The sequence below is a fragment of the Streptacidiphilus sp. MAP12-33 genome (assembly GCF_041261265.1).
In the GTDB taxonomy this organism is placed as follows: domain Bacteria; phylum Actinomycetota; class Actinomycetes; order Streptomycetales; family Streptomycetaceae; genus Streptacidiphilus.
Genome location: NZ_JBGCCA010000034.1, coordinates 1 through 20,581, shown reverse-complemented (window position 1 = coordinate 20,581; position 20,581 = coordinate 1). Strand labels below are relative to the sequence as shown.

General features: G+C 71.6%; 21 protein-coding genes and 1 pseudogene. 12 read left to right on the top strand and 10 right to left on the bottom strand.

Annotation, left to right across the window (positions count from 1 at the left end):
* Nucleotides 1-26: 26 nt before the first annotated feature.
* Nucleotides 27-2,321 carry a discoidin domain-containing protein gene (locus tag ABH931_RS29090; protein WP_370119560.1) on the bottom strand — a complete coding sequence of 765 codons (2,295 nt, stop codon included), beginning with the start codon at nt 2,319-2,321 and terminating at the stop codon, nt 27-29.
* A gap of 160 nt (nt 2,322-2,481) precedes the next feature.
* The gene (locus tag ABH931_RS29085) at nt 2,482-3,690 is read right to left on the bottom strand and encodes an ROK family transcriptional regulator (protein ID WP_370119557.1); all 1,209 of its coding nucleotides are present in this window, start codon (nt 3,688-3,690) and stop codon (nt 2,482-2,484) included.
* 197 nt (nt 3,691-3,887) lie between these two features.
* Here ABH931_RS29085 and ABH931_RS29080 point away from each other — a divergent pair, with 197 nt between their 5' ends.
* The 4 genes from ABH931_RS29080 (at nt 3,888) to ABH931_RS29065 (ending at nt 8,449) form a co-directional block, all read left to right on the top strand.
* On the top strand, nt 3,888-5,219 hold the full coding sequence (locus ABH931_RS29080; RefSeq protein WP_370119554.1) for a sugar ABC transporter substrate-binding protein: 1,332 nt from the start codon (nt 3,888-3,890) through the stop codon (nt 5,217-5,219).
* Nucleotides 5,212-6,168: a carbohydrate ABC transporter permease gene (locus ABH931_RS29075; protein ID WP_370119552.1), complete on the top strand. Its 957-nt coding sequence runs from the start codon at nt 5,212-5,214 to the stop codon at nt 6,166-6,168. Before ABH931_RS29080 ends, ABH931_RS29075 begins: the two co-directional genes overlap by 8 nt.
* Nucleotides 6,161-7,024: a carbohydrate ABC transporter permease gene (locus tag ABH931_RS29070; protein WP_370119549.1), complete on the top strand. Its 864-nt coding sequence runs from the start codon at nt 6,161-6,163 to the stop codon at nt 7,022-7,024. The genes ABH931_RS29075 and ABH931_RS29070 overlap by 8 nt, the downstream gene beginning before the upstream one ends.
* 75 nt (nt 7,025-7,099) lie before the next feature.
* Nucleotides 7,100-8,449 (top strand): GH1 family beta-glucosidase, encoded by a 1,350-nt coding sequence (locus tag ABH931_RS29065; protein ID WP_370119546.1) that lies wholly within the window; start codon nt 7,100-7,102, stop codon nt 8,447-8,449.
* Nucleotides 8,450-8,468: 19 nt separating this feature from the next.
* Here the strand turns inward: ABH931_RS29065 and ABH931_RS29060 are convergent, their stop codons facing one another.
* Both ABH931_RS29060 and ABH931_RS29055 read right to left on the bottom strand, forming a co-directional pair.
* Complete coding sequence (locus ABH931_RS29060) at nt 8,469-8,954, bottom strand: hypothetical protein (RefSeq protein WP_370119543.1); 486 nt, start codon at nt 8,952-8,954, stop codon at nt 8,469-8,471.
* Between the two features lie 60 nt (nt 8,955-9,014).
* On the bottom strand, nt 9,015-10,118 hold the full coding sequence (locus ABH931_RS29055; protein ID WP_370119540.1) for a DUF5937 family protein: 1,104 nt from the start codon (nt 10,116-10,118) through the stop codon (nt 9,015-9,017).
* Nucleotides 10,119-10,218: 100 nt separating this feature from the next.
* Here ABH931_RS29055 and ABH931_RS29050 point away from each other — a divergent pair, with 100 nt between their 5' ends.
* Nucleotides 10,219-11,514: an MFS transporter gene (locus ABH931_RS29050; RefSeq protein ID WP_370119538.1), complete on the top strand. Its 1,296-nt coding sequence runs from the start codon at nt 10,219-10,221 to the stop codon at nt 11,512-11,514.
* Nucleotides 11,515-11,531: 17 nt separating this feature from the next.
* Here the strand turns inward: ABH931_RS29050 and ABH931_RS29045 are convergent, their stop codons facing one another.
* Together ABH931_RS29045 and ABH931_RS29040 are read right to left on the bottom strand one after the other, a co-directional pair.
* Nucleotides 11,532-11,921, bottom strand: coding sequence for a helix-turn-helix domain-containing protein (locus ABH931_RS29045; RefSeq protein WP_370119535.1), 390 nt, complete (start codon nt 11,919-11,921; stop codon nt 11,532-11,534).
* Nucleotides 11,918-12,316 (bottom strand): type II toxin-antitoxin system RelE/ParE family toxin, encoded by a 399-nt coding sequence (locus ABH931_RS29040; RefSeq protein ID WP_370119532.1) that lies wholly within the window; start codon nt 12,314-12,316, stop codon nt 11,918-11,920. The genes ABH931_RS29045 and ABH931_RS29040 overlap by 4 nt, the downstream gene beginning before the upstream one ends.
* A gap of 130 nt (nt 12,317-12,446) precedes the next feature.
* On the opposite strand from ABH931_RS29040, the gene ABH931_RS29035 reads away from it, so the two are divergent.
* Entirely contained in the window at nt 12,447-12,950 is a 504-nt protein-coding gene (locus ABH931_RS29035; RefSeq protein WP_370119529.1) for a hypothetical protein, read from the top strand.
* Nucleotides 12,951-13,187: 237 nt separating this feature from the next.
* Here the strand turns inward: ABH931_RS29035 and ABH931_RS29030 are convergent, their stop codons facing one another.
* Together ABH931_RS29030 and ABH931_RS29025 are read right to left on the bottom strand one after the other, a co-directional pair.
* Complete coding sequence (locus ABH931_RS29030; protein WP_370119526.1) at nt 13,188-13,595, bottom strand: PaaI family thioesterase; 408 nt, start codon at nt 13,593-13,595, stop codon at nt 13,188-13,190.
* A gap of 46 nt (nt 13,596-13,641) precedes the next feature.
* Nucleotides 13,642-14,130 (bottom strand): MarR family winged helix-turn-helix transcriptional regulator, encoded by a 489-nt coding sequence (locus ABH931_RS29025; protein WP_370119523.1) that lies wholly within the window; start codon nt 14,128-14,130, stop codon nt 13,642-13,644.
* Between the two features lie 123 nt (nt 14,131-14,253).
* On the opposite strand from ABH931_RS29025, the gene ABH931_RS29020 reads away from it, so the two are divergent.
* The 3 genes from ABH931_RS29020 (at nt 14,254) to ABH931_RS29010 (ending at nt 17,437) form a co-directional block, all read left to right on the top strand.
* Complete coding sequence (locus ABH931_RS29020; protein WP_370119520.1) at nt 14,254-14,376, top strand: hypothetical protein; 123 nt, start codon at nt 14,254-14,256, stop codon at nt 14,374-14,376.
* Nucleotides 14,377-14,471: 95 nt separating this feature from the next.
* Nucleotides 14,472-15,089 (top strand): DsbA family protein, encoded by a 618-nt coding sequence (locus ABH931_RS29015; protein ID WP_370119517.1) that lies wholly within the window; start codon nt 14,472-14,474, stop codon nt 15,087-15,089.
* A gap of 110 nt (nt 15,090-15,199) precedes the next feature.
* Nucleotides 15,200-17,437, top strand: a complete 2,238-nt coding sequence (locus tag ABH931_RS29010; protein WP_370119515.1) for an NADP-dependent isocitrate dehydrogenase — start codon at nt 15,200-15,202, stop codon at nt 17,435-17,437.
* 104 nt (nt 17,438-17,541) lie between these two features.
* Here ABH931_RS29010 and ABH931_RS29005 read toward each other — a convergent pair whose 3' ends face one another.
* Nucleotides 17,542-18,258, bottom strand: coding sequence for a hypothetical protein (locus tag ABH931_RS29005; RefSeq protein ID WP_370119512.1), 717 nt, complete (start codon nt 18,256-18,258; stop codon nt 17,542-17,544).
* Nucleotides 18,259-18,269: 11 nt separating this feature from the next.
* A complete protein-coding gene (locus ABH931_RS29000) occupies nt 18,270-19,151 on the bottom strand; it encodes an NAD(P)-dependent oxidoreductase (protein ID WP_370119509.1) in 882 nt (293 codons plus the stop codon).
* An 85-nt stretch (nt 19,152-19,236) separates the two neighbouring features.
* Here ABH931_RS29000 and ABH931_RS28995 point away from each other — a divergent pair, with 85 nt between their 5' ends.
* From ABH931_RS28995 to ABH931_RS28985, 3 genes and pseudogenes are all read left to right on the top strand, one after another.
* The gene (locus ABH931_RS28995) at nt 19,237-19,755 is read left to right on the top strand and encodes an N-acetyltransferase family protein (protein WP_370119506.1); all 519 of its coding nucleotides are present in this window, start codon (nt 19,237-19,239) and stop codon (nt 19,753-19,755) included.
* On the top strand, nt 19,752-20,375 hold the full coding sequence (locus ABH931_RS28990; protein WP_370119503.1) for a TetR family transcriptional regulator: 624 nt from the start codon (nt 19,752-19,754) through the stop codon (nt 20,373-20,375). The genes ABH931_RS28995 and ABH931_RS28990 overlap by 4 nt, the downstream gene beginning before the upstream one ends.
* A gap of 123 nt (nt 20,376-20,498) precedes the next feature.
* Nucleotides 20,499-20,581: pseudogene (locus ABH931_RS28985) on the top strand (electron transfer flavoprotein subunit beta); the annotation flags it as partial.

The window sequence follows — 20,581 nt, the reverse complement described above, 5'->3', positions numbered from 1 at the left end:
TGGTCCAAGCGGCGTCGTCGGGACAGCTACGGGTAGCTGACGACGTCGCTCGGGCCGCCGAAGGTGGAGCTGACGGGGGCGCCGGTTCCGTTGATCACGGTGTCGATCCCGCCGCTGCCGTTGAGGAACACGCTCAGCAGGTCGTGGAACTGGACGCCCGAGGTGTTCGGGGCCTGGAAGGCCATCGAGCTGTGGATGTCCTGGCCCTGGTTGAAGTACGAGTAGCTGCCCATGCCGTAGCCCTGGAAGCTGGTGACACCGGGCGCGACGTAGAAGGCGGGGTAGCCCTTCTGTGTCGAACTCGCCATCCAGGAGGCCTGGTTCGGCACCTCGTAGGGGTTCTCGTTCTGGAAGAAGACGACCTCGCCGCCCTGGCCGTTCCAGACCGTCTCGTTCTTCTGGAAGTGCTCCACCGCCAGGCCCGTCGCCAGGACGTTGTTGCCGTTGACGAGGAGACCGGTGTCGCTCTGGTCGCCGGTCCAGGTGCCGGCGCCCGCGCCGTGGTCCGCGCGCCAGATCCAGGCGTCGTCGATGATGGAGTTGTTGCTGTCGTCCTCCAACGCGGTGGTCGCCGAGCCCGCCGTGGCGCCGCCGATCCGGAAGAAGACGTCGTCGAGGGTGACCGGGTCGGCCGCGTGGCTGACGCCCGAGCCGGGCGTGCCGACGGTGACCAGGGTCGGCGAGTTGACCGGGCCCGCGTCGAAGATGACGCCGGTGACGTTGACGCCGTTCACGTCCGCGATGTTCAACGTGGTGTTGCCGTTGGACGGGACCAGCGTCGGGAAGCCGAGGCCGACGATCTTCGTGTCCGCGTGGGTGACCGCGATCGTGCTCGGCACCTGGTAGACGCCGGGTGTGAACAGCAGGTTGTCACCGGCCCCCAGCGCCGCGTTGATCTGGTCGACGGTCGCGGTCGGCTGCACCACGAAGAACGTGGACAGCGGCAGCGAGACGCCCGGCGTGGAGCCGTTCAGCCAGCTCGGGCCGGAGGAGTTGGTCTGCAGCGAGGGCACGAAGACCTGGTAGTTGCCGCTGCTGTCGAGGTAGAGGTAGGGCGCTTCCCGGGTCTGCGGGCAGGTGTTCAGCGTGGTGTAGGAGTTGGGGCCGCCGCTGTCACCGGAGTTGGTGGCGAAGGACTGCGCGGGCGCGCCCGGGTCGCCGCAGAAGACCTGGTTCCAGACCGCGTTGCTCCAGCCGTCCAGGCTGGAGTTGCGGGTGAAGAACTGCTGCTGCGAGCCGTTGGTGACGGTGCCGCCGGTGAACTGGGAGTCGGCGACGAAGCCGCCGCTGGCCCAGTCGGGGGAGCCGGTGCAGTAGTCCATCAGGCTCAGGTTGCCGTTGATGTGCACCCGGCGCAGCGGCGCGGCCTGGGAGACGGCCCAGAAGTCGTCGCCCGCGTAGCAGCCGGTCATGCCGGTGACGTTGATGGTCAGGTTGGTCAGCGAGCGCCAGAAGTTGGTGGTGGCGTAGCACTGGGTCTGCACGCCGCCGTTGCACTGGTTGTACACGTCGACGGTGCCGTTGATGACCGTGTCACCGGGGTTGAGACCGAGGCCGGCGACGCTCTCGTAGAAGCCGACGGAGAAGATCAGCGGACTGGCCGTCGATCCGTAGGTGCCGGGCTTGAACAGGATCGCGTAGCGGGCGGTGCCGAACTCGTTGCCGCCCTGCGCGTTGGCGATGGAGTTCAGCTGGCTCTGGATGGAGGCCTGCGACATCGTCGGGTCGAAGACGATGACGTTGGAGCCGAGGCTGCCGCCGGTGGGCGGGGGCGGGGTGCCGCCACCGGAGCCCGAGCCGTAGACGGAGAACTCCCAGAGGCTGTAGCCCCACTGGGTGTTGCGCGCGGTCCCGTACATCCGGACGTAGCGGCCGGAGCCTGCGAGGTTGAGCGTCTCGGTGCCGCCGGGGCCGGTGGTGGTGGAGTAGACCGTGGTCCAGTTGGTCGCGTCGTTGGAGGTCTGGATCTGGTAGGCCTTGCCGGAGGCGGTCTCCCAGTTCAGCACAACCTGGCAGATGGTCTGGGTCGAGCCGAGGTCGACCTGGAGCCACTGCGGATCGGAGAAGGCGGAGGACCAGCGGGTCCCGGTGTTGCCGTCCACGGCGTTGGCCGCCGGGAAGCTCGCGCTCTCCGTCGAGGAGGCGGTGGCGGTCTTGTTCAGCGCGAGGTTCGTGGTGCCGCAACTCGCGGCGGAGGCACGGGTGGCGACGCCCGCCTGGGCCGCGAGCGCGGCCAGCAGCAGGGCCAGCACGCCGAGCAGGGCGGCGAGCGGGCGTCCCCGCGTGCGGCTGCCGGCGGGGAGGACAGCGACGGATCTCATGGCTCTCCTTGCACGGTGGGTGGGTGTGGTGCAGGGGTGAGAGAGCGCTCTCTGCGCTGAGCATCGTGAGGCCGTGTCGAGCCGCTGTCAATACGGAAGTTGAAGATATGTCGCTTTCGCCACGCGCTTGGCGCGCGCCGCGCGACGGGCGGCGACCGTCCTACGAGCCGGCCTCCAGCAGCCGGGCCACCGGCAGGGTCGCGGCGCCGCGGGCCACCGCGTCCGCCCCCAGCGCGCCGAGGTCGATCGAGGTCAAGGCGTAGGGCAGGCGCAGGGCGTGCTCGCGGACGACCTCACGGATCTGCGGCAGCAGGCTCGGTGCGAGGGCGAGCCCGGCCCAGCCGCCGATGATCACGCGCTGCGGGTTCAGGAAGTTGACCACATTGGCGATCCCGATCCCGATCCGGACGGCCGTCTCGTCCAGCACCGAACGCGCGGCCTCTCCCGCCGCACCGGCCTGGTCCGCCGTCGCGAGGATGCCGCGCAGCGCCTCCTCCTCGTCCGCGACCACGTCGTCCGCCACGCCCGCCGCCGCGGCCGCCTCGGCGTAGCGGGCGATGATCGCCTCCGCGCCCACGTAGGCCTCCAGGCAGCCGCGCGCACCACAGCGGCAACGGCGGCCCTGGTACTGGACGTTGATGTGGCCCCACTCCCCCGCGCTGGTCGTCGAGCCGCGGAAGGGCGCGCCGTCGGCGATCACCGAGGCGCCCGCTCCGGAGCCGAGCAGCAGGAAGACGGCGCTGTCGACGTCCCGTCCGGCGCCGAACCACATCTCGGCCTGCGCCATCGTGGTCGCGCCGTTGTCGACGAAGAGCGGCAGCGTGGTGTGCTCGCGCAGCAGTTCCTCCAGCGGGAAGGCGTCCCAGCCGACGGTCTGCCCGTGCACGACGGCCAGGGGCTGGTGCTGCACGATGCCGGGGACGCCGATGCCGACGCCGAGGACGGGGGCCTCGGCGCCCGCGCCGAGCTCGTCCAGCCCCGTGGCGATCGCGGGGATCACCGCCTCCGGGTCGAGCGACCCGCCACGGAGCGGCACGTCCAGCGCCTCGAGCTCGTTCAGGCCGAGGTCGAAGCGCTCCAGCCGGATGCCGGTCTCGCCGACGTCGATGCCGATGACCTCGAAGCAGGAGGTGTCGACGCGCAGCAGGATGCGGGGGCGTCCGCCGTCCGACTCGACGGCTCCCGCCTCCACGACCAGCCCCGCGTCGAGCAGGTCGGCCACGACGTTGCTGACCGAGGCGGAGCTGAGGCCGGTGGCCGCGATGAGGTCCTGACGACTGAGGGGGCCGTGGAAGTACAGCCGCCGCAGCAGCCGGGCGCGGTTGGCGCGCCGCAGGTCACGGACGTTTCTGCGGCCTTCGTCGGTCATCCCGCCCCACTCTCCAAGCTCTGCCCTGGTGTGGCACCCTACTGGGTCACAACCGGGTTACGGCCGCCCAACCTGTTGACGGCTCATTTTCTCACAGGTTAAATCACGGCTCGAACTAAGTCATGAGCAAAGCCTTCAGTCCGCAAGGGCACCCCTCAAGGGCCTCGCCGATCCGCCCCCACCCGAAAGGCTCTCCGATGCGTTCGTCCAGACCAGCTCTGCTGACCCTCGCCGTCGCCACCGCGCTGCTCGCGTCCGCCTGCTCCTCCTCCGGCGGGTCGGGCGGGTCCGGCGGGTCGAGCGGCTCCGCGGCGGGGACCACCCTCACGTACTGGGCCAGTGACCAGGGCGGCTCCATCGCCCAGGACGTCAAGGTGCTCACGCCGGAGCTCGACGCCTTCACCAAGCAGACCGGGATCAAGGTCAAGCTCGAGGTCATCGGCTGGAACGACCTGCTCAACCGGATCCTGGCCGCCACCAGTTCGGGCCAGGGCCCGGACCTGGTCAACATCGGAAACACCTGGTCGGCCTCGCTCCAGGCCACCGGCGCCTTCCTGCCGATCAGCGACGACGTGATGAAGCAGATCAACGGCACGGGCCGCTTCCTGCCGGGCGCGCTGGCCGCGACCGGTGCACCCGGACAGCCGCCCGTCGGCGTGCCGATCTACTCGATGGCGTACGGGCTCTACTACAACAAGGCGATGTTCCAGGCCGCCGGGATCGCCCAGCCGCCCACCACCTGGGACGAGTTCGTCGCGGACGGCAAGAAGCTGACCAAGTCGGGGCAGTGGGGCACCTCCGTGGAGGCCGCGCAGACCCCCGAGAACGCCCACCACGCCTTCACCTTCGCCAAGCAGCTGGGCGGCAGCTTCTACGACTCCTCCGGCAAGCCGACGTTCGACACCCCGCAGAACGTGGCCGGCATCAAGCGGTACGTCGACTTCATGGCGGCCGACAAGATCGCCAACCCGAGCGACGCCGAGTACTCCAACGGCACCGAGGCGGTCAAGGACTTCGCGACCGGCAAGGCCGCGATGCTGCTGTGGCAGTCCGCGGACGCCACGCTCGCCCAGTACGGCATGAACCCGAGCCAGTACGGCGTCGCGCCGGTCCCGTTCGACGCGGCCTCCCCGTCGGGCCCGAACCACGTCGACTCGATCGTCGCCGGCATCAACCTGTCGGTCTTCGCGAACACCAAGCACAAGGACGCGGCGCTGCAGTTCATGAAGTTCATGACCAGCCAGCAGACGCAGATGGACCTCAACAAGGCCTACAGCTCGCTGCCTTCGGTCTCCGACGCCTACGGCGACCCGGCGTTCCAGACCCAGACCGTCAAGACGCTCCAGAGCGTGCTGGCCAACTCGGCGGCGCCGATGCCGGCCGTGGCCACGGAGAGCCAGTTCGAGACGGTGATCGGCGCGGCGGTGCAGAACCTGTTCGCCGACGCGGCGGCCGGCAAGCCCGTCACGGACGCGAGCGTCGCGGCGCAGCTCGACCAGGCGCAGCAGAAGCTCCAGGCCGGTGGCTGAGGCGCGCACCCCGGCCGCGCACCCGAGCCGCAACTGGGCTCGGGTGCGCCGCGCCGGCCTCCCCTACCTCCTGCTCCTGCCGGCGGTGCTCTTCGAACTGCTGGTGCACGTCGTGCCGATGCTCGTCGGCATCTACATGAGCTTCAAGCACCTGACCGAGTTCTTCATCCGCAACTGGGGCGCCGCCCCTGCCGCCGGTTTCGGCAACTACCGCTTCGCGCTGGACTTCAACGGCGCGATCGGCAAGCAGTTGCTGGAGTCCTTCGGCACCACCTGCGAGTTCACGGTGCTGACGGTCGGACTGTCCTGGCTGCTGGGCACCGGAGCGGCCGTGCTGATGCAGGACCCGTTCCGCGGCCGCGGGCTGCTGCGCACCTACTTCCTGGTGCCGTACGCGCTGCCCGCCTACACCGCCGCGATCACCTGGGAGTTCATGTTCCAGCGGGACACCGGCCTGGTGAACACGCTGCTGGTCAAGGACCTGCACCTGTTCAGGACCGCGCCGTTCTGGCTGATCGGCGGCAACTCCTTCTGGGCGCTGCTGATCACCGCGGTCTGGCGCACCTGGCCGTTCGCGTTCCTGGTCGTGACGGCCGGTCTGCAGAACATCCCCGGCGACCTGTACGAGGCGGCGGCGCTGGACGGCGCCGGCATGTGGCAGCGGATCCGCTCCATCACGCTGCCGCAACTGCGTCCGGTCAACCAGGTGCTGGTGCTCGTGCTGTTCCTGTGGAACTTCAACGACTTCAACACCCCGTACACGCTCTTCGGCAACGTGCCGCCGCCGCAGGCGAACCTGATCTCGGTGCAGATCTACGACACCTCCTTCCAGAACTGGAACTTCGGCTCCGGCTCGGCGATGTCCGTGCTGCTGCTGCTCTTCCTGCTCGTGGTCACCGCGGTGTACCTGCTGCTCACCAACTGGAGGAGGAGGTCGTCGGATGCCTAGGCCACCCCGCAGTCCCCTGGCCCCGCCGGTCTCGTTCGTCTGGACCCGCCGGATCGTGCTCACGCTGCTGGGCCTGTTCACCTTCATGCCGCTGTGGGTCATGGTCAGCGGCTCGCTGAAGCCGCTGCGGGACGTGCAGGCGGCGTGGAGCTGGATCCCGACGAACCTGACGCTCCGTCCCTACGTGGACATCTGGAGCACGGTGCCGCTCGGGCACTACTTCGTCAACAGCCTCATCGTCTCGTCCTGTTCGACCGCGATCTCGGTCGTCATCGCGATCCTGGCCGCCTACGCGGTGAGCCGGCACCGCTTTCCCGGACGGCAGTTGTTCAGCGTGACGGTGCTGTCGACGCAGATGTTCCCCGGCATCCTCTTCCTGCTGCCGCTGTTCCTCATCTACGTCAACATCGGCACGGCGACGGGAGTGCAGCTCGACAACTCCTGGCTCGGCCTGATCATCACCTACCTGACCTTCACGCTGCCCTTCTCGATCTGGATGCTGGTCGGCTACTTCGACTCGATCCCCAGGGAGTTGGACGAGGCCGCCAAGGTCGACGGGAACGGCCCGATCGGGGCGCTGGTCCGGGTCATCGTGCCGGCCGCGCTGCCCGGGATCGTCACCGTGGCCGTCTACTCGTTCATGACCGCGTGGGGCGAGGTGCTCTTCGCCTCGGTGATGACCGACGACTCGACCCGCACGCTCGCCGTGGGCCTGCGCAACTACGCGTCGGAGAACGACGTGTACTGGAACCAGATCATGGCCGCCTCGCTGGTCGTCAGCATCCCGGTGGTCGTGGCGTTCCTGCTGCTGCAGCGCTACCTCGTGGCCGGGCTGACCGCCGGATCGGTCAAGTAGCCCTCGGTCGTCCATTTCTTCCTTCCCCCTTTCACCTGGACTTTTCTTCCCCCGCACCGTGAGCTGAGGAGAACCATGCCTGCGCCCGACACCTCCGCCCTCGGCCCTGAGTTCCTCTGGGGGGCGGCCACCGCCGCCTTCCAGATCGAAGGGGCCGCGGCCGAGGACGGCCGGTCCCCGTCCATCTGGGACACCTTCTGCCGGGTGCCCGGCGCCATCGACAACGGCGACACCGGAGACGTGGCCACCGACAGCTACCACCGCTGGCCCGAGGACGTCTCGCTGATGCGCACCCTCGGCCTCGACAGCTACCGCTTCTCCCTCGCCTGGCCGCGCATCGTCCCCGAGGGCACCGGCGCCGTGAACCAGGCCGGGCTCGACCACTACGACCGCCTCGTCGACGGCCTGCTGGAGGCGGGCATCCGCCCGAACGCCACCCTCTACCACTGGGACCTGCCGCAGGCCCTCCAGGACCGCGGCGGCTGGCCCGAGCGGGCCACGGCGGAGGCCTTCGCGGAGTACGCGGCCGCGGTCGCGGCCCGGCTCGGTGACCGGGTCACCGACTGGGCGACGCTCAACGAGCCGCTGTGCAGCGCGTGGATCGGGCACCTGGAGGGCACGATGGCCCCCGGCCTGACCGACCTGACCGCGGCGGTGCGCACCTCCGTCCACCTCCACCTCGGCCACGGCCTGGCCGCGCAGGCGCTGCGCGCGGCCTCCCCGGGGCAGGTGCGGCTGGGCATCACCAACAACCTCAGCCCGATCGAGCCCGCCACCGACTCCGAGGCCGACCTGGCGGCGGCCCGCCGCGCCGACGGCCACATCAACCGCTGGTGGCTCGACCCGATCTTCGGTCTCGGCTACCCCGAGGACATGGTGTCGCTGTACGGCGTCGAACTCCCGCTCCAGGGCGACGACCTGAAGACGATCGCACAGCCGCTGGACTGGCTGGGCGTCAACTACTACTTCCGCCAGATCGTCGCCGACGACCCGACCGCCGGCGTCCCCGGCTTCCGCCAACTCCCCGGCCCCGGCAGCCAGACGGCGATGCCGTGGGAGGTCCACGCGCCGGGCCTGGAGCAGTTGCTGCTCCGGGTCACCCACGAGTACGGCGCACGCGAGCTGATGGTGACGGAGAGCGGCGCCGCGTTCGACGACGTGGTCGGCGCCGACGGGCGGGTCGACGACGTCGAGCGGGCCGCCTACCTGGACTCCCACATCGCGGCGTGCGTCCGGGCGGTGGCGGCGGGGGCGCCGCTGTCGGGGTTCTACTACTGGTCCCTGCTGGACAACTTCGAGTGGGCGTACGGGTACGCGAAGCGCTTCGGCATCGTGCACGTCGACTACGCGACACAGCAGCGCACGATCAAGCGCAGCGGCGAGCGCTACGCGGAGATCATTCGCACCCACAAGGGGACCAACTAGGAGCGCGAGGAACTGGGCCTCATGCCCCGGCGACCGCGCCCGCGGGCTTGGGGAGGGGCCAGACGAAGTGGGCCGGCATGCCTGTCGGCCGCGCGCCCGGGAAGTCGAGGGTGAGCTGGGTGAAACGGACCTGGCCCGGGTGGCCGGTCCAGGGGACCGGCTGGTCCAGGCGGACGTCGACCGGGAAGTCGTGGAAGTGGCCTGCGGCGCAGTACGGCTTGCAGTCGTTGGCCACGTCCGTCGCCGTTGCCGTCGCGGACTGCGCCGACCACGCGGACCAGTGGACACCGGTGAGGTAGTTGTTGCCGTCCCCGCACGCCAGCACGTACTTCGACGGCCGCGTCAGCGGACTGCCCACGCAGTCCAGCACCACCGGCGCCGACGCCGCCGCGGGCTTCGCCGCCGGGGCGGACGTGCCCGAGGTGGAGGAGGAGGTGGCCGCTGCCGCGGGCACCAGGGTGGCACCGCCCGCCAGGAGTATCGCTGCCAGTTTCAGTAGTGCCATCGCGCGCTCCCCTGGGGCTCTCGGGTTGGCCCAAGGCTACGTCGCCGTTCGCGGATCCGCCTATCGCAACACGGCTTCGAGCAGGTCCGCCCCGAGCGAGGCGGTGACCGAGCTGTCCAGCTCGTAGTGCACGTAGCGGCCGCGCCGCTCCGCGCTCAGCAGGCCCGCGCGACGCAGCACCGCGAGGTGGCGGGAGACCTCGGGGGCGGTCAGCTCCCACGCGGTGGCGAGCTCCCCCGTCGTGTGCGGGCCGCGCGCCAGCGTGCGGACCAGCCGGAGGCGGACCGGATGCGCCAGCGCCTCCAGCCGCCGGGCCACCACGGCCATCGGCACCGGCGCGGCGGCGTCCGGCACGGCGACGGGGTACTGCAGGACCGGTCGCCAGCCGGGCGCGTGGACGCAGACCAGATGCGGGTCACCGAAGACGGAGGGGATGAAGGTGACACCGTCCCCGGCCGCGCCGGTCGTGTTGTCCTGCAGCTTGTCGACCACGATCCGGCGCCGCGCGCCGCTCCCCCCTGGCGTGGTCTCCACGCTGATCGCCGCCGAGACGGCGTGCAGCATGTCGGCGAGGCCGCGCCGGGCGCGCAGTTCGGCCTTGTGGCGCAGGTCGGCGGCCAGCTGCGGGCGGATCCGGTGCCACGCGGCGTCGAAGAAGGCCGGGCCGCACGCCTCCAGCGTGCGCCGCAGGCGGGCGCGGACGGCTCGCGGATCGTCCATGAGCCGCTCGGCGAAGGCCGCCTGCGCGGGTCCGCGCGCCTGGGCCCGCTCCAGGGCCCGGTCGCGGGTCCCGGTGTCGTCCAGCGGCGAGGGCGTGCCGAAGAGCACCCGGTCCGAGCCGCAGGTGGTCACCAGGGCGGCGCTCACGAAGCGCGCGTCCTCGATCGCGTCGACGGCGTCGAGTTCCTCCTCCAGGGTGGCGGCCGGGTGGGGCGGCAGCAGGAAGTCGGCGCGGGACGAGCGCCACAGGAACTCCGCCTCCCCGAGCCGCTCGGCGAGCTCGGCGCCGAGACCGGCCCGGACCCGGGCGGCCCACGGCCCGCTGGAGGGATGGTGCGGCGGCGCGGCCAGCACGTGCAGCATCGCGGTCAGCTCGGCCAGCGGCGAGGCGGCGAACAGCAGCCGTTCCTCCGGCAGCCCGGTGATGTCGACGACGAGGCTCATGGGTTCATCCTGCCTGGTCGGCGCTGGGCGGCCGCCGTCGGTTGACGGGGATCGTCAATCGACGTGACCGGCGGCCCGGGCCGGGACGACGGTGAGCGGCATGACCACCGCCATGAGCCGTCCCCTCGTCCCCGCTCCTGCGACCACCCCCGAAGAGCCCAAGCGGCCCAAGCGGCCCCAACGCCCCGGCTGGCCCGCTCTGCTGCGTGCCGGCGGGGGCACCCGCTACGTCGTCGCGCTCGCCGTCGACGCGGTGGGGTCGGGGCTGCTGCGTCCGTTCCTGCTCCTGTACGGGGTCGAGGTGGCGCACCTCGGGGTGGCCCGCTCCGGTCTGGCGATGACCTTCGGCTTCCTCGCGGCCCTGTCCTCCGTGCCGTTCGTGGGCCGCTGGATCGACCGGGGCGCGCGCTCCGCCGCCGTGGCAGGGGCGATGCTGGTGCGGGTGGTGGGCGTGCTCCTGCTGATGGCGGCCCCGCTGCTGGGCGGGCCGCCCCTGGCCGGGTTCGCCCTCGCCGCGTTCTTCCTCGGTGTCGGCAACCAGTGCTGGCCGCCCGCCCACGCCGCGCTGGTGGCGGCGGTCGCCGAGGAGCACCTGCGGGACGGTGCCCTCGCCGCCGGGCGCGCGGTGCGCAACGCCGGGTTGGGGGTCGGCGCGCTGGTCGCCACCGTGGCCACGGCGGGCGGCGCGGGCGCGCTGCGGATGCTGGCGGTGGTGGCGGCACTCGGCTACCTGCTGGCCGGTCTGCTCGTCGCCTCGCTCCGGGTGCGCGAGTCCGGCTCGGCCCGCCCGACCGTCTCGGTCGGCCCGAAGCGGCGCCGCGAGCCGCGCGGCGGACTCACCGCACTGGACCTGGCCAACCTCCCCTACTCCTTCAACTTCAACGTCCTGGAGGTGGCACTGCCCGCGTTCCTGGTGACGACCCTGCACGCCTCGACGGCCTGGGGAGCGGGGATCTTCGTCGGCAACACCGTCCTGGTGGTGCTGTGCCAGGTCGGCGTGGTGCTGTGGCTGGCGCGGTTCGGGCGCAGGACGGCGATGGCCGTGTCCGGCGTCGTCCTCGCCGTCTCCTACCTCGGCTTCTGGCTGGCGGGCCTGGCCGGCGGGGTCTGGGCCGCCGTCGGCGTGGCGGCGGTCTCGGTGGTGCTCACCGCGGGCGAGATCATGTACACCGGCAGCGCCACCGCCCTCGTGGTCGCCACCACCGAGCCCGCCCGGCTCGGCGCGGCCCTGGCCCGGTTCCAGCTCTCCAGCGGCGTCGGCCTGGCCGCATCCCCGGCCGTGCTGACCGCGCTGCTCGCACTGGGTCCGGCGCCGCTGTGGCTCTCCCTGGCCGCGGCCACGTTGCTCGCCGCCGCGGCGATCAGCCGCTGGAGTCCGCCGGTAAAACATTCCTGACGGTGGTTCAGCCGGGTTCAGACGTGCAGCGGGGGTTCGATCTCGACGAGGAAGACCGAGGCCCCGGTGGCGTCGACGGAGAAGCGCAGTGAGCCGTCGAGCCCGGCGGCAAGGCGGGTCAGCAGCGCGAGGGTGACCACCACGTCGGCGCCCTCGATGCGCTCGACCGTGCGGTTGGAGAGGCCGATGCGCGAGGCGAGTTCGGCGATCGACAGGCCGAGCTCGACCCGGCGGTCGTGGACGACCTTGGCCAACGCCATGGTGAGCCGGTGCTCCTGGCGTTCCTGCTCCAACTCCAGCGACTCACGGTGGCCGTCGACCCGGCGCCGTTCCCCGGCCAGCTTCCAACGGCTGTGCGCGCCACCATGCGGGCCGCTGTGGGCCCCGGCCGGTGTCCCGCCGATCATCCGCCGCCCCCGTCCCCCTCGCGAACGAAGATCCCGTGCGCGGCGCCGTGTGCGGCCCGGCACTCCTGCTTGGCGCGCACGGCGCGATCGATCTGCGCCTGCTCGTGCGTGCGCGTCTTGCGGAAGACGGTCAGCAGCACGATCCGCCGGGCGTCCTCGTCGATCCAGTAGGTGACCCTGGTCGCCACCCCGTCGAGCGAGGGCCGCAGTTCGGCCACGCCGTCGCGCAGGACGCGCGCGTGTGGCGAGGGGGTGTCCGGCCCGAGCTGGGCGAGGAGCTCCGCGTAGGTCTCGACGCGCCGGAACAGCCGGCCGGGCAACAGCTCCAGCCAGGCGCGGACCTCCGGCTCGACCTCCACGGTGTATCCGGCGGCCACGGTCCCCATGGCTCCCATAGGGCAAGGGTAGGTGGCACCGGTCCGCCCGGCATGTCGACTGCGACCTGGGCCGCCGGGCATCCGGGCATCCGGGCATCCGGGCGCGGCAGGGTCTTGCGAAATCTTGTAATGGTGTAATCATCGATACATGAGCAACACGAAGAGCACGACCGGACAGTCCGTCGCCGAGTGGTTCGCGGCGCACCTGCCCGAGGGTCTGTTCGGGGAGACGCCGGAGGTGGTGGTCGACCGTGAGGAGATCACGGTCGTCGGCCCGCTTCCGGCCGAGGCGGCGTCCGGGGAGGACGCCGTCGCCCAGTATCGGGAGAACACGCGCACCGAGCGGATGCGCGTCGCGCAGGCGGCGGAGGACCTCTTCGGCCGCAAGGTCTCCTGGGGCGTCCGCCACGAGGACCGCCGCCTGATGTTCACCCACCTCGCGGTCCCGGCGATGACGCGACTGCGCCAGCCGGAACGCCAGGTCCTGGACACCCTCGTCGCCGCGGGCGTGGCCCGCAGCCGCAGCGACGCCCTCGCCTGGTGCGTCCGCCAGGTCGGCGAGAACACCGAAGCCTGGCTCGGCGACCTCCGCGACGCCCTCCGCCACGTCCAGGAGGTCCGCAAGCAGGGCCCGGACCACGGCAAGGGGTGAGGCACACGCCCCGTCAGGGGCGCATCGCCCTGCGGCCGGCCGGGTATAGGTGACCCCTCGGTCCACGGGAGCATGCGGGATGGACTCGCCGTGCCGTGCGCAAGGGGAAGGCCGTGCGCAAGCGGAAGGCCGTGCGCAAGGGGAAGAAGGGACGGCACGCGATGACGGGCCGTTTCCGGCCCCTGCGTCAACGCGTGCGCGGACGACCTGGCATGGTCAGCTCCTCGGTGGGTCGCGTCAGCCCAGCAGGGCGTAGACCGCCGTCGCCTGGGCGACGAGCGCGCCGCCGGCCGTCAGTGCGATGTCCGCGAAGGCGAGGCTGCGGCCGAGCTTGGTCAGGCGGGCGTGCACCAGCACGTCCGCGCCGAGGACCGGGCGCTGGAAGGACGTGGACAGCTGCACCGTCGTCATCGGTACGAAGCCGCCGCGCGCCGAGGCGACGGCCACGATGGTCGCGGTGTCGGCGGCGGCCATCAGGGCCTGGCCGGAGAGCGCGCCGCCCTCGCGGGCGAGCCGGTCGGACCAGGGCAGCCGCAGCACCGCGTGGTCCTCACCGGTCGCGTCGACGCCCAGGCCGAGATCGAGCACCCAGGGCGCCAGGTTCTCGGCGAGCAGCTTTCCTGCCTCGTCCACGGTGATCGCCATGCCACCAGCATGACGGCACGTCACCCCGCCGCGCCAGTCCCACCCCTCAGTCGGAGGAGGCCCGCGCCGCGTCCACCAACTCCCGCAGGGCCGCGCGGAACTGCGCGAAGCGCTCGGCGCCGAGGAGCTCGGCCTGGCGGCGCTCGTAGGCGGTTATCACCTCGGCGGCGGCCGCGCGCTGGGCCAGACCCCGCTCGGTGGGGACGACGAGCTTGGCCCGGCGGTCGGCCGGGTCCGGCCGGCGCTCGACGTAGCCGAGGGACTCCAGCTCGTCGACGATCGTGCCGACGATCTGCTTGTGCTGGCCCGAGGCCCTGGCCAGCTCCACGGCGCGCACGCCCTCGGGGCGCAGGTGGGCCAGGACCGAGCCGTGGCGAGCTCCCAGGTCGGCGAAGCCGCGCCGCGAGAGCGCCTGCCAGAGCTCGCGCTCGAAGCTGCGGTAGAGGGAGGAGATGAGCACCCCCAGGTCGTTGGCGGGTCCGGACGCGGGCCCGGATGCGGGCCCGGGCAGCTCGTCACTGTTCTTGACCGTCATGTCTCGTGACCATAGCGCAGCAGCCGCCGATCCGAAAGTAGTCACGATCCTTGACGGTCACGATCAATGACTATATTGTTCTGGGTGTCGGCAGAACGCCGACGACAACGGAGAGGACATCCGATGCTCACCCAGCTGAACCCCCAGGCCGCCCGCACTCTCGCCCGCGAGCAGAGCGCGGACCTGCGCCGGAGCGCCTGCCGCATCGCCCTGATCCGCCGGGCGACCAAGCGCCCCCAGCGCTGACCCGCTCCACCTCCGCCTCCACCGCCGAACCTCCACCGCCTGAACCCCCACCGACTGAACCCCCACCGACTGAACCAGAGAGCAGGAAGACACCCGTGACGACGACCACCGACCGCGCCACCGTCGACTTCTACTTCGACCCCGCCTGCCCCTTCGCCTGGATCACCTCCCGCTGGATCCTGGAGGTCGAGGCCCAGCGCGAGATCGACCTCACCTTCCGGCCGATGAGCCTGTACGTGCTCAACGAGGGTCGCGAACTGCCGGACTGGTACCGCGAGCTGGTCGACAGGTCGATCGGCCCGGTGCGGGTCGCGGTCGCGGCGGCCGAGCGCCACGGCCCGCAGGTGCTGCGGGACCTCTACACCGCGTTCGGCGTCCGCATCCACCAGCACAAGGAGCGGGACTTCGACCTGGTGATCCGCGAGTCCCTCGCGGAGGTGGGCCTGCCGGCGGAGCTCGCCGAGGCCGCGCACGACCCGTCCTTCGACGAGGCGGTCCGCCGCAGCCACCACGAGGGCATGGACCCGGTCGGCGAGGACGTCGGCACGCCGACCATCCACGTCGACGGCGTGGCCTTCTTCGGCCCCGTCCTCAACTCGATCCCGCGCGGCGCCGAGGCGGCCCGGATCTTCGACGGCGTCCGGGCCCTGGCGAGCTACCCGGACTTCTTCGAGCTCAAGCGCACCCGCACCGGCTCGCTGAACTTCGACTGAGCGCCGCCCGGGCGCGAGGGCCCTCGGCCCGAGAGATCGACGGCGGGAGCATGTATCTTGATGTCGAGACGTTCCACACGTGACGGCAGACGCGAAAGCGGGAGCACCCGGTGACTGACTCGACCATCATCTACACGCACACCGACGAGGCCCCGGCGCTGGCGACCTATTCGCTGCTGCCGGTGATCCAGGCGTACGCCTCGACGGCCGGCGTCACCGTGGAGACCCGCGACATCTCCCTGGCCGGGCGCATCATCGCCAGCTTCCCCGAGCGTCTCACCGAGGCCCAGCGGATCCCGGACGCGCTCGCCGAGCTCGGCGAGCTGGCCAAGACGCCGGACGCCAACATCATCAAGCTGCCGAACATCTCCGCCTCGATCCCGCAGCTCAAGGCCGCGATCGCCGAGCTCCAGGCGCAGGGCTACGACCTGCCCGGCTACCCGGACGAGCCGAAGACCGACGAGGAGCAGGACGCCAAGGCCCGCTACGACAAGGTCAAGGGCTCCGCGGTCAACCCGGTCCTGCGCGAGGGCAACTCCGACCGCCGCGCGCCGCTCTCGGTCAAGAACTACGCCAAGACCCACCCGCACCGCATGGGCGCCTGGTCGGCCGAGTCCGAGACCAACGTCGCCACCATGGGTGTCAACGACTTCCGCCACAGCGAGAAGTCCGCCGTCATCGCCCAGGACGACACCCTGCGCATCGAGCTGGTCGCCAACGACGGCACCGTCACCGTGCTGCGCCCGGCCGTCAAGGTCCTGGCCGGCGAGGTCGTCGACGCCTCGGTGATGCGCGTCGGCGCGCTGCGCGAGTTCCTGGCCGCGCAGGTCGCCCGCGCCAAGGCCGAGGGCGTGCTGTTCTCGGTGCACCTGAAGGCCACCATGATGAAGGTCTCCGACCCGATCATCTTCGGCCACGTCGTGCGCGCCTTCTTCCCGAAGACCTTCGCCCAGTACGGCGCCACCCTGGCCGCCGCCGGGCTGAACCCGAACAACGGCCTCGGCGCGATCCTGGCGGGCCTCGCCGCGCTGCCCGAGGGCGACGCGATCAAGGCCTCCTTCGACGCCGAGATCGCCGAGGGCCCGGCGCTGGCCATGGTCGACTCCGACCGCGGCATCACCAACCTGCACGTGCCGTCCGACGTCATCGTCGACGCCTCGATGCCGGCCATGATCCGCACCTCCGGCCACATGTGGGGCCCGGACGGCAAGGAGGCCGACACCCTCGCCGTTCTGCCCGACAGCAGCTACGCGGGCGTCTACCAGGTCGTCGTCGACGACTGCCGCGCCCACGGCGCGTTCGACCCGGCCACCATGGGCTCGGTCCCGAACGTGGGCCTGATGGCGCAGGCCGCCGAGGAGTACGGCTCCCACGACAAGACCTTCGAGATCGCCGCCGACGGCCTGGTCCGCCTGGTCGACACCGAGGGCAACACCGTGCTGGAGCAGAACGTCGCCGCCGGTGACATCTTCCGCGCCTGCCAGACCAAGGACCTGCCGATCCGCGACTGGGTCAAGCTGGCCGTCTCCCGCGCCCGCGCCACCGGCTCCCCGGCCGTCTTCTGGCTGGACGAGACCCGCGCCCACGACGCGAACCTGATCGCCAAGGTCAAGCAGTACCTGCCGGAGCACACTGCGCAGGACGAGCTTGGGGGCGACGGCCTGCAGATCGAGATCATGTCCCCGGTCGAGGCCACGGCCTTCTCGCTGGAGCGCATCCGCCGCGGCGAGGACACCATCTCGGTCACCGGCAACGTGCTGCGTGACTACCTGACCGACCTGTTCCCGATCCTGGAGCTGGGCACCAGCGCCAAGATGCTCTCGATCGTCCCGCTGATGAACGGCGGCGGCCTCTTCGAGACGGGCGCGGGCGGCTCCGCCCCGAAGCACGTGCAGCAGCTGGTCAAGGAGGACTACCTGCGCTGGGACAGCCTCGGCGAGTTCTTCGCCCTGGCCGCCTCCTTCGAGCACCTGGCCGGCGCCACGGGCAACGCCCGCGCCAAGGTCCTGGCCGACACCCTGGACCGCGCCACCGGCACCTTCCTCAACGAGGACAAGTCGCCGACCCGTCGCATCGGCGGCATCGACAACCGTGGCAGCCACTTCTACCTGGCCATGTACTGGGCCCAAGAGCTGGCCAAGCAGTCGGACGACGCCGCGCTCGCCGAGGCCTTCGCCCCGCTGGCGAAGACCCTCACCGAGCAGGAGGCGACGATCGTCGCCGAGCTCAACGCCGTCCAGGGCAACCCGGTCGAGATCGGCGGCTACTACCAGCCGGACCCGGCCAAGGCCGCGGCCGTCATGCGCCCGTCGAAGACCCTCAACGAGGCGCTGGCCCAGCTGGGCTGAACACCTGCCGCCTGAACGCGAAGGCCCCGTCGCACCCACGCGGTGCGGCGGGGCCTTCGCCGTACCCCGTCCGGGAGCGGCCGGTCGGCCGGTCGGCCAGTCGATCAGTCGGGCAGTGCCCGCACGGCGGCGCGGATCCGGTCGAAGGGGGCGAGAAGGTTGTTCCGGGGTCCGGGCAGGACCACCCCCAGGCAGACCAGCTTCCACGATCCGTCGCCGCGACGCAGGCCGGTGAAGACCGGCGCCCCCACGCAGCCGACCGGCATGTCGCCGCCCCAGCACAGGCCGTCGTCCGCGTGGCGGAGGACCTCACCCGTGGCGACCAGCTGACCCCGTTCGCCGTCCGGGCCCACGTCGTGCCCGAGCACGAACGCGGGCACGGGGGCGTCCGCGATCGTCGATAGGTCGTCCGAGGTGGCACCGATCCCCTCGGTGATCTCGTCCGTCGACCAGCGCCAGCCCTTCCGGGCCGCGAGCTGGTGCAGACCCCCCGCGGGCAACACCGAGACACCGAGCCCGGGAAGCGCGGTCCACTGCTCCTGGAAGTCAGGCACCATCAGCAGCTCGGCGCTCATCTGCGGCTCGCACAGCTGCGGCCGGAGCGTCCACTGGGCCAGCTCGTAGCCGGTCACCCCGGTCGCGGTGACCAGGAACTGGCGGTACTGCTCCGACTCGGCCGTCTCGCTGACAAGGTCGTTGTACCAGAAGGCGGTTCCGCGGTGACGACCGGTGTGGGCCTGCTCGAACGGCAGGGTGGCCCGTCCCGCGTGGCGGACGACGGCGTCGATGAGCGACCGGGTGGGAAACGAGGTCTCAGGCACGGGCGCCGAGCTTACCCACGCTCGCTCCTGGCCTCGAACGCCCGCAGGACGGCGGCCATGTCCTCGCCGCCGTGGCCCCGTTCCGCCGTTTCGGCGTAGAGCGCCTCGCAGGCGTCCAGGAGCGGGGAGGCGATCCCGGCCGTGTGCGCCGCGTCCACGATCAGGCGGTTGTTCTTCAGCACGTCCAGGATCGCGGCCTGGACGGAGAAGTCACCCTTCGTCAGCTTCTCCGCCTTGGCCCGGGAGACGGCGCTCGCCATCGGGCCGGCGTCCAGGACGTCTCGCAGCAGAGAGGTGTCGAGGCCGTGGCCGGCCGCGAAGTGGAAGGACTCGGCGAGTCCGGTGACCGTGGCGATGAGGAAGACGTTCACCGCGAGCTTCATGAGCAGCGCGCCCGGGACCGCACCGCAGTCGAACATCTCCTGGCACAGCGGCGCGAGCAGCGGCCGCACCTCGGCCACCGCCTCCGGCTCCCCCGCCAGCATCGCGACCAACCGGCCCTGCTCGGCCGGGACTCGGGAGCCCGAGACCGGGGCCTCCAGGTAGCGGCCGCCGGCCGCGCGGATCTCGCGCTCCAGCCCGCGCGACCACTCCGGCTCGGCCGTCCCCATGTGCACGATCGTGCGCCCGGCCACCCGCGTGGCGAACTCCGGCGTCCCGCGACCGAGCATCAGATCGGCGACCGCCGCGTCGTAGGGCATCAGCACCACCACCCGAGCCGCGCGGAACACCTCTCCGGGGTCGGCGGCGACCCGCGCGCCCGCCGCGCGCAGCGGCTCGGCACGTTCCGGGGTGCGGTTCCAGACCACGAGCTCAGTGCCCGCCCGGGCCAGGTTGAGGGCCATCGGCCCGCCCATCACCCCGAGCCCGACAAAGCCGACCGGACCAGTCATCGCGACACCGCCGTCCTGTGCACCCCTTGCGACTATGACAGTCGTCATAATAATGGGTTCTATGATGTCTGTCATAGAACTCCCGATGCCCACGCTTCCCTTCCGGATCGACCCGGTCCGGCCGAGCGACCGCGAGGGCGTGCGCCGCCTCTTCGCCGCCTGCTCGGACGCGACGATCCAGCACCGCTTCCGCGCCCGACTGCCGGCCTTCCCCGCACGCCACCTCGACGAGCTGCTGGCGGGACCACCCGAGCGGCACGACGCCCTGGCCGTGCGCGGAGAGGGGGACGGCGAGCTGATCGCACTCGGCAGCCTGGCCGTGCCCTACGACCGCACGGACGGACGGACCGGCGAGCTGGGGCTGCTGGTCGTCGACCACTGGCAGCGACACGGCATCGGAAGGGCCCTGGTCGCCGCCCTCACCGAGCGCGCCGCCCGGCGTGGCCTGCGGCGGATCGTCGCGGAGGTGCCGCACGGACGCGGCCCCCTGCTGACCTCGCTCGGCCGGGGACTCCCCCTGCTCGCCCGCAGCTGCGACCGCGACGGACTGACCGGCGTCTACGTGATCCCCACGGCCGCCGCGCTCTATAGGCTGGAGCCATGACCCAGCAGGCGGCGGCCCGGCAGGCGGCGCGCACGTACTCGCCGCGCGAGCGCATGGTGTTCAGCGCGGCGCAGCTGATCCGCCGCGACGGCGTCGGCGCCACCGGCATGCGCGACGTCGCCGCCCACGCCGAGGCGCCGCGCGGCTCGCTGCAGCACTACTTCCCCGGCGGCAAGGACCAGTTGGTCGGCGAGGCGGTCGCCTGGGCAGGTCGCTACGCGGCGCGGCGGGTCTCCCGCAACCTCGCCGCGCTCCCCCCGGACGACCGCCGCCCGAGCCGGCTCTTCGCCGCGCTCATCGCGCAGTGGACCGACGAGTGCCTGGCCACCGACTTCGCCCTCGGCTGCCCGGTCGCCGCCGTGACCGTGGACTGCGCGGACGCCTCCGACGCGACCCGCACCGCCGCCGCCCAGGCCTTCACCTGCTGGCGCGAGCCACTCACCTCGGCACTCGCCGAGCTCGGAGTCCCGCAACCCCGCGCCGCAGCGCTGGCGACGCTGCTGGTCAGCGCCCTGGAGGGCGCCCTGCTCATCGCCCGCGCGGAACGCGACGTCCACGCCCTGACCACCGTCGCGGACGAGCTCGGCCCCCTGCTCGACGCCGCCGTCGCGCCGCAGTGACGTAAGCCATGGCACTCAGTGCCTTGGCAGATGGCACTCAGTACCCTTATGGTGCGAGTAACCGGCCGCTTCGTTGGACGACGCTGAGGCCCGTTCACTGAGTCATGAGGTAGGAGACAGGTCGTGAGCTTGAGGATCGTTGTCTGTGTGAAGTACGTGCCGGACGCGACGGGTGACCGTCGGTTCGCGGAGGATTTCACGACCGA

What these genes read in the sequence shown, in the direction of transcription:
- ABH931_RS28995 (WP_370119506.1), top strand. Translation starts at nt 19,237, where the DNA reads ATGCCCACGCTTCCCTTCCGGATCGACCCGGTCCGGCCGAGCGACCGC.
- ABH931_RS29090 (WP_370119560.1), bottom strand. Translation starts at nt 2,321, where the DNA reads ATGAGATCCGTCGCTGTCCTCCCCGCCGGCAGCCGCACGCGGGGACGC.
- ABH931_RS29080 (WP_370119554.1), top strand. Translation starts at nt 3,888, where the DNA reads ATGCGTTCGTCCAGACCAGCTCTGCTGACCCTCGCCGTCGCCACCGCG.
- ABH931_RS29070 (WP_370119549.1), top strand. Translation starts at nt 6,161, where the DNA reads ATGCCTAGGCCACCCCGCAGTCCCCTGGCCCCGCCGGTCTCGTTCGTC.
- ABH931_RS29065 (WP_370119546.1), top strand. Translation starts at nt 7,100, where the DNA reads ATGCCTGCGCCCGACACCTCCGCCCTCGGCCCTGAGTTCCTCTGGGGG.
- ABH931_RS29085 (WP_370119557.1), bottom strand. Translation starts at nt 3,690, where the DNA reads ATGACCGACGAAGGCCGCAGAAACGTCCGTGACCTGCGGCGCGCCAAC.
- ABH931_RS29050 (WP_370119538.1), top strand. Translation starts at nt 10,219, where the DNA reads ATGACCACCGCCATGAGCCGTCCCCTCGTCCCCGCTCCTGCGACCACC.
- ABH931_RS28990 (WP_370119503.1), top strand. Translation starts at nt 19,752, where the DNA reads ATGACCCAGCAGGCGGCGGCCCGGCAGGCGGCGCGCACGTACTCGCCG.
- ABH931_RS29030 (WP_370119526.1), bottom strand. Translation starts at nt 13,595, where the DNA reads ATGGCGATCACCGTGGACGAGGCAGGAAAGCTGCTCGCCGAGAACCTG.
- ABH931_RS29060 (WP_370119543.1), bottom strand. Translation starts at nt 8,954, where the DNA reads ATGGCACTACTGAAACTGGCAGCGATACTCCTGGCGGGCGGTGCCACC.
- ABH931_RS29000 (WP_370119509.1), bottom strand. Translation starts at nt 19,151, where the DNA reads ATGACTGGTCCGGTCGGCTTTGTCGGGCTCGGGGTGATGGGCGGGCCG.
- ABH931_RS29025 (WP_370119523.1), bottom strand. Translation starts at nt 14,130, where the DNA reads ATGACGGTCAAGAACAGTGACGAGCTGCCCGGGCCCGCATCCGGGCCC.
- ABH931_RS29035 (WP_370119529.1), top strand. Translation starts at nt 12,447, where the DNA reads ATGAGCAACACGAAGAGCACGACCGGACAGTCCGTCGCCGAGTGGTTC.
- ABH931_RS29055 (WP_370119540.1), bottom strand. Translation starts at nt 10,118, where the DNA reads ATGAGCCTCGTCGTCGACATCACCGGGCTGCCGGAGGAACGGCTGCTG.
- ABH931_RS29045 (WP_370119535.1), bottom strand. Translation starts at nt 11,921, where the DNA reads ATGATCGGCGGGACACCGGCCGGGGCCCACAGCGGCCCGCATGGTGGC.
- ABH931_RS29040 (WP_370119532.1), bottom strand. Translation starts at nt 12,316, where the DNA reads ATGGGAGCCATGGGGACCGTGGCCGCCGGATACACCGTGGAGGTCGAG.
- ABH931_RS29020 (WP_370119520.1), top strand. Translation starts at nt 14,254, where the DNA reads ATGCTCACCCAGCTGAACCCCCAGGCCGCCCGCACTCTCGCCCGCGAG.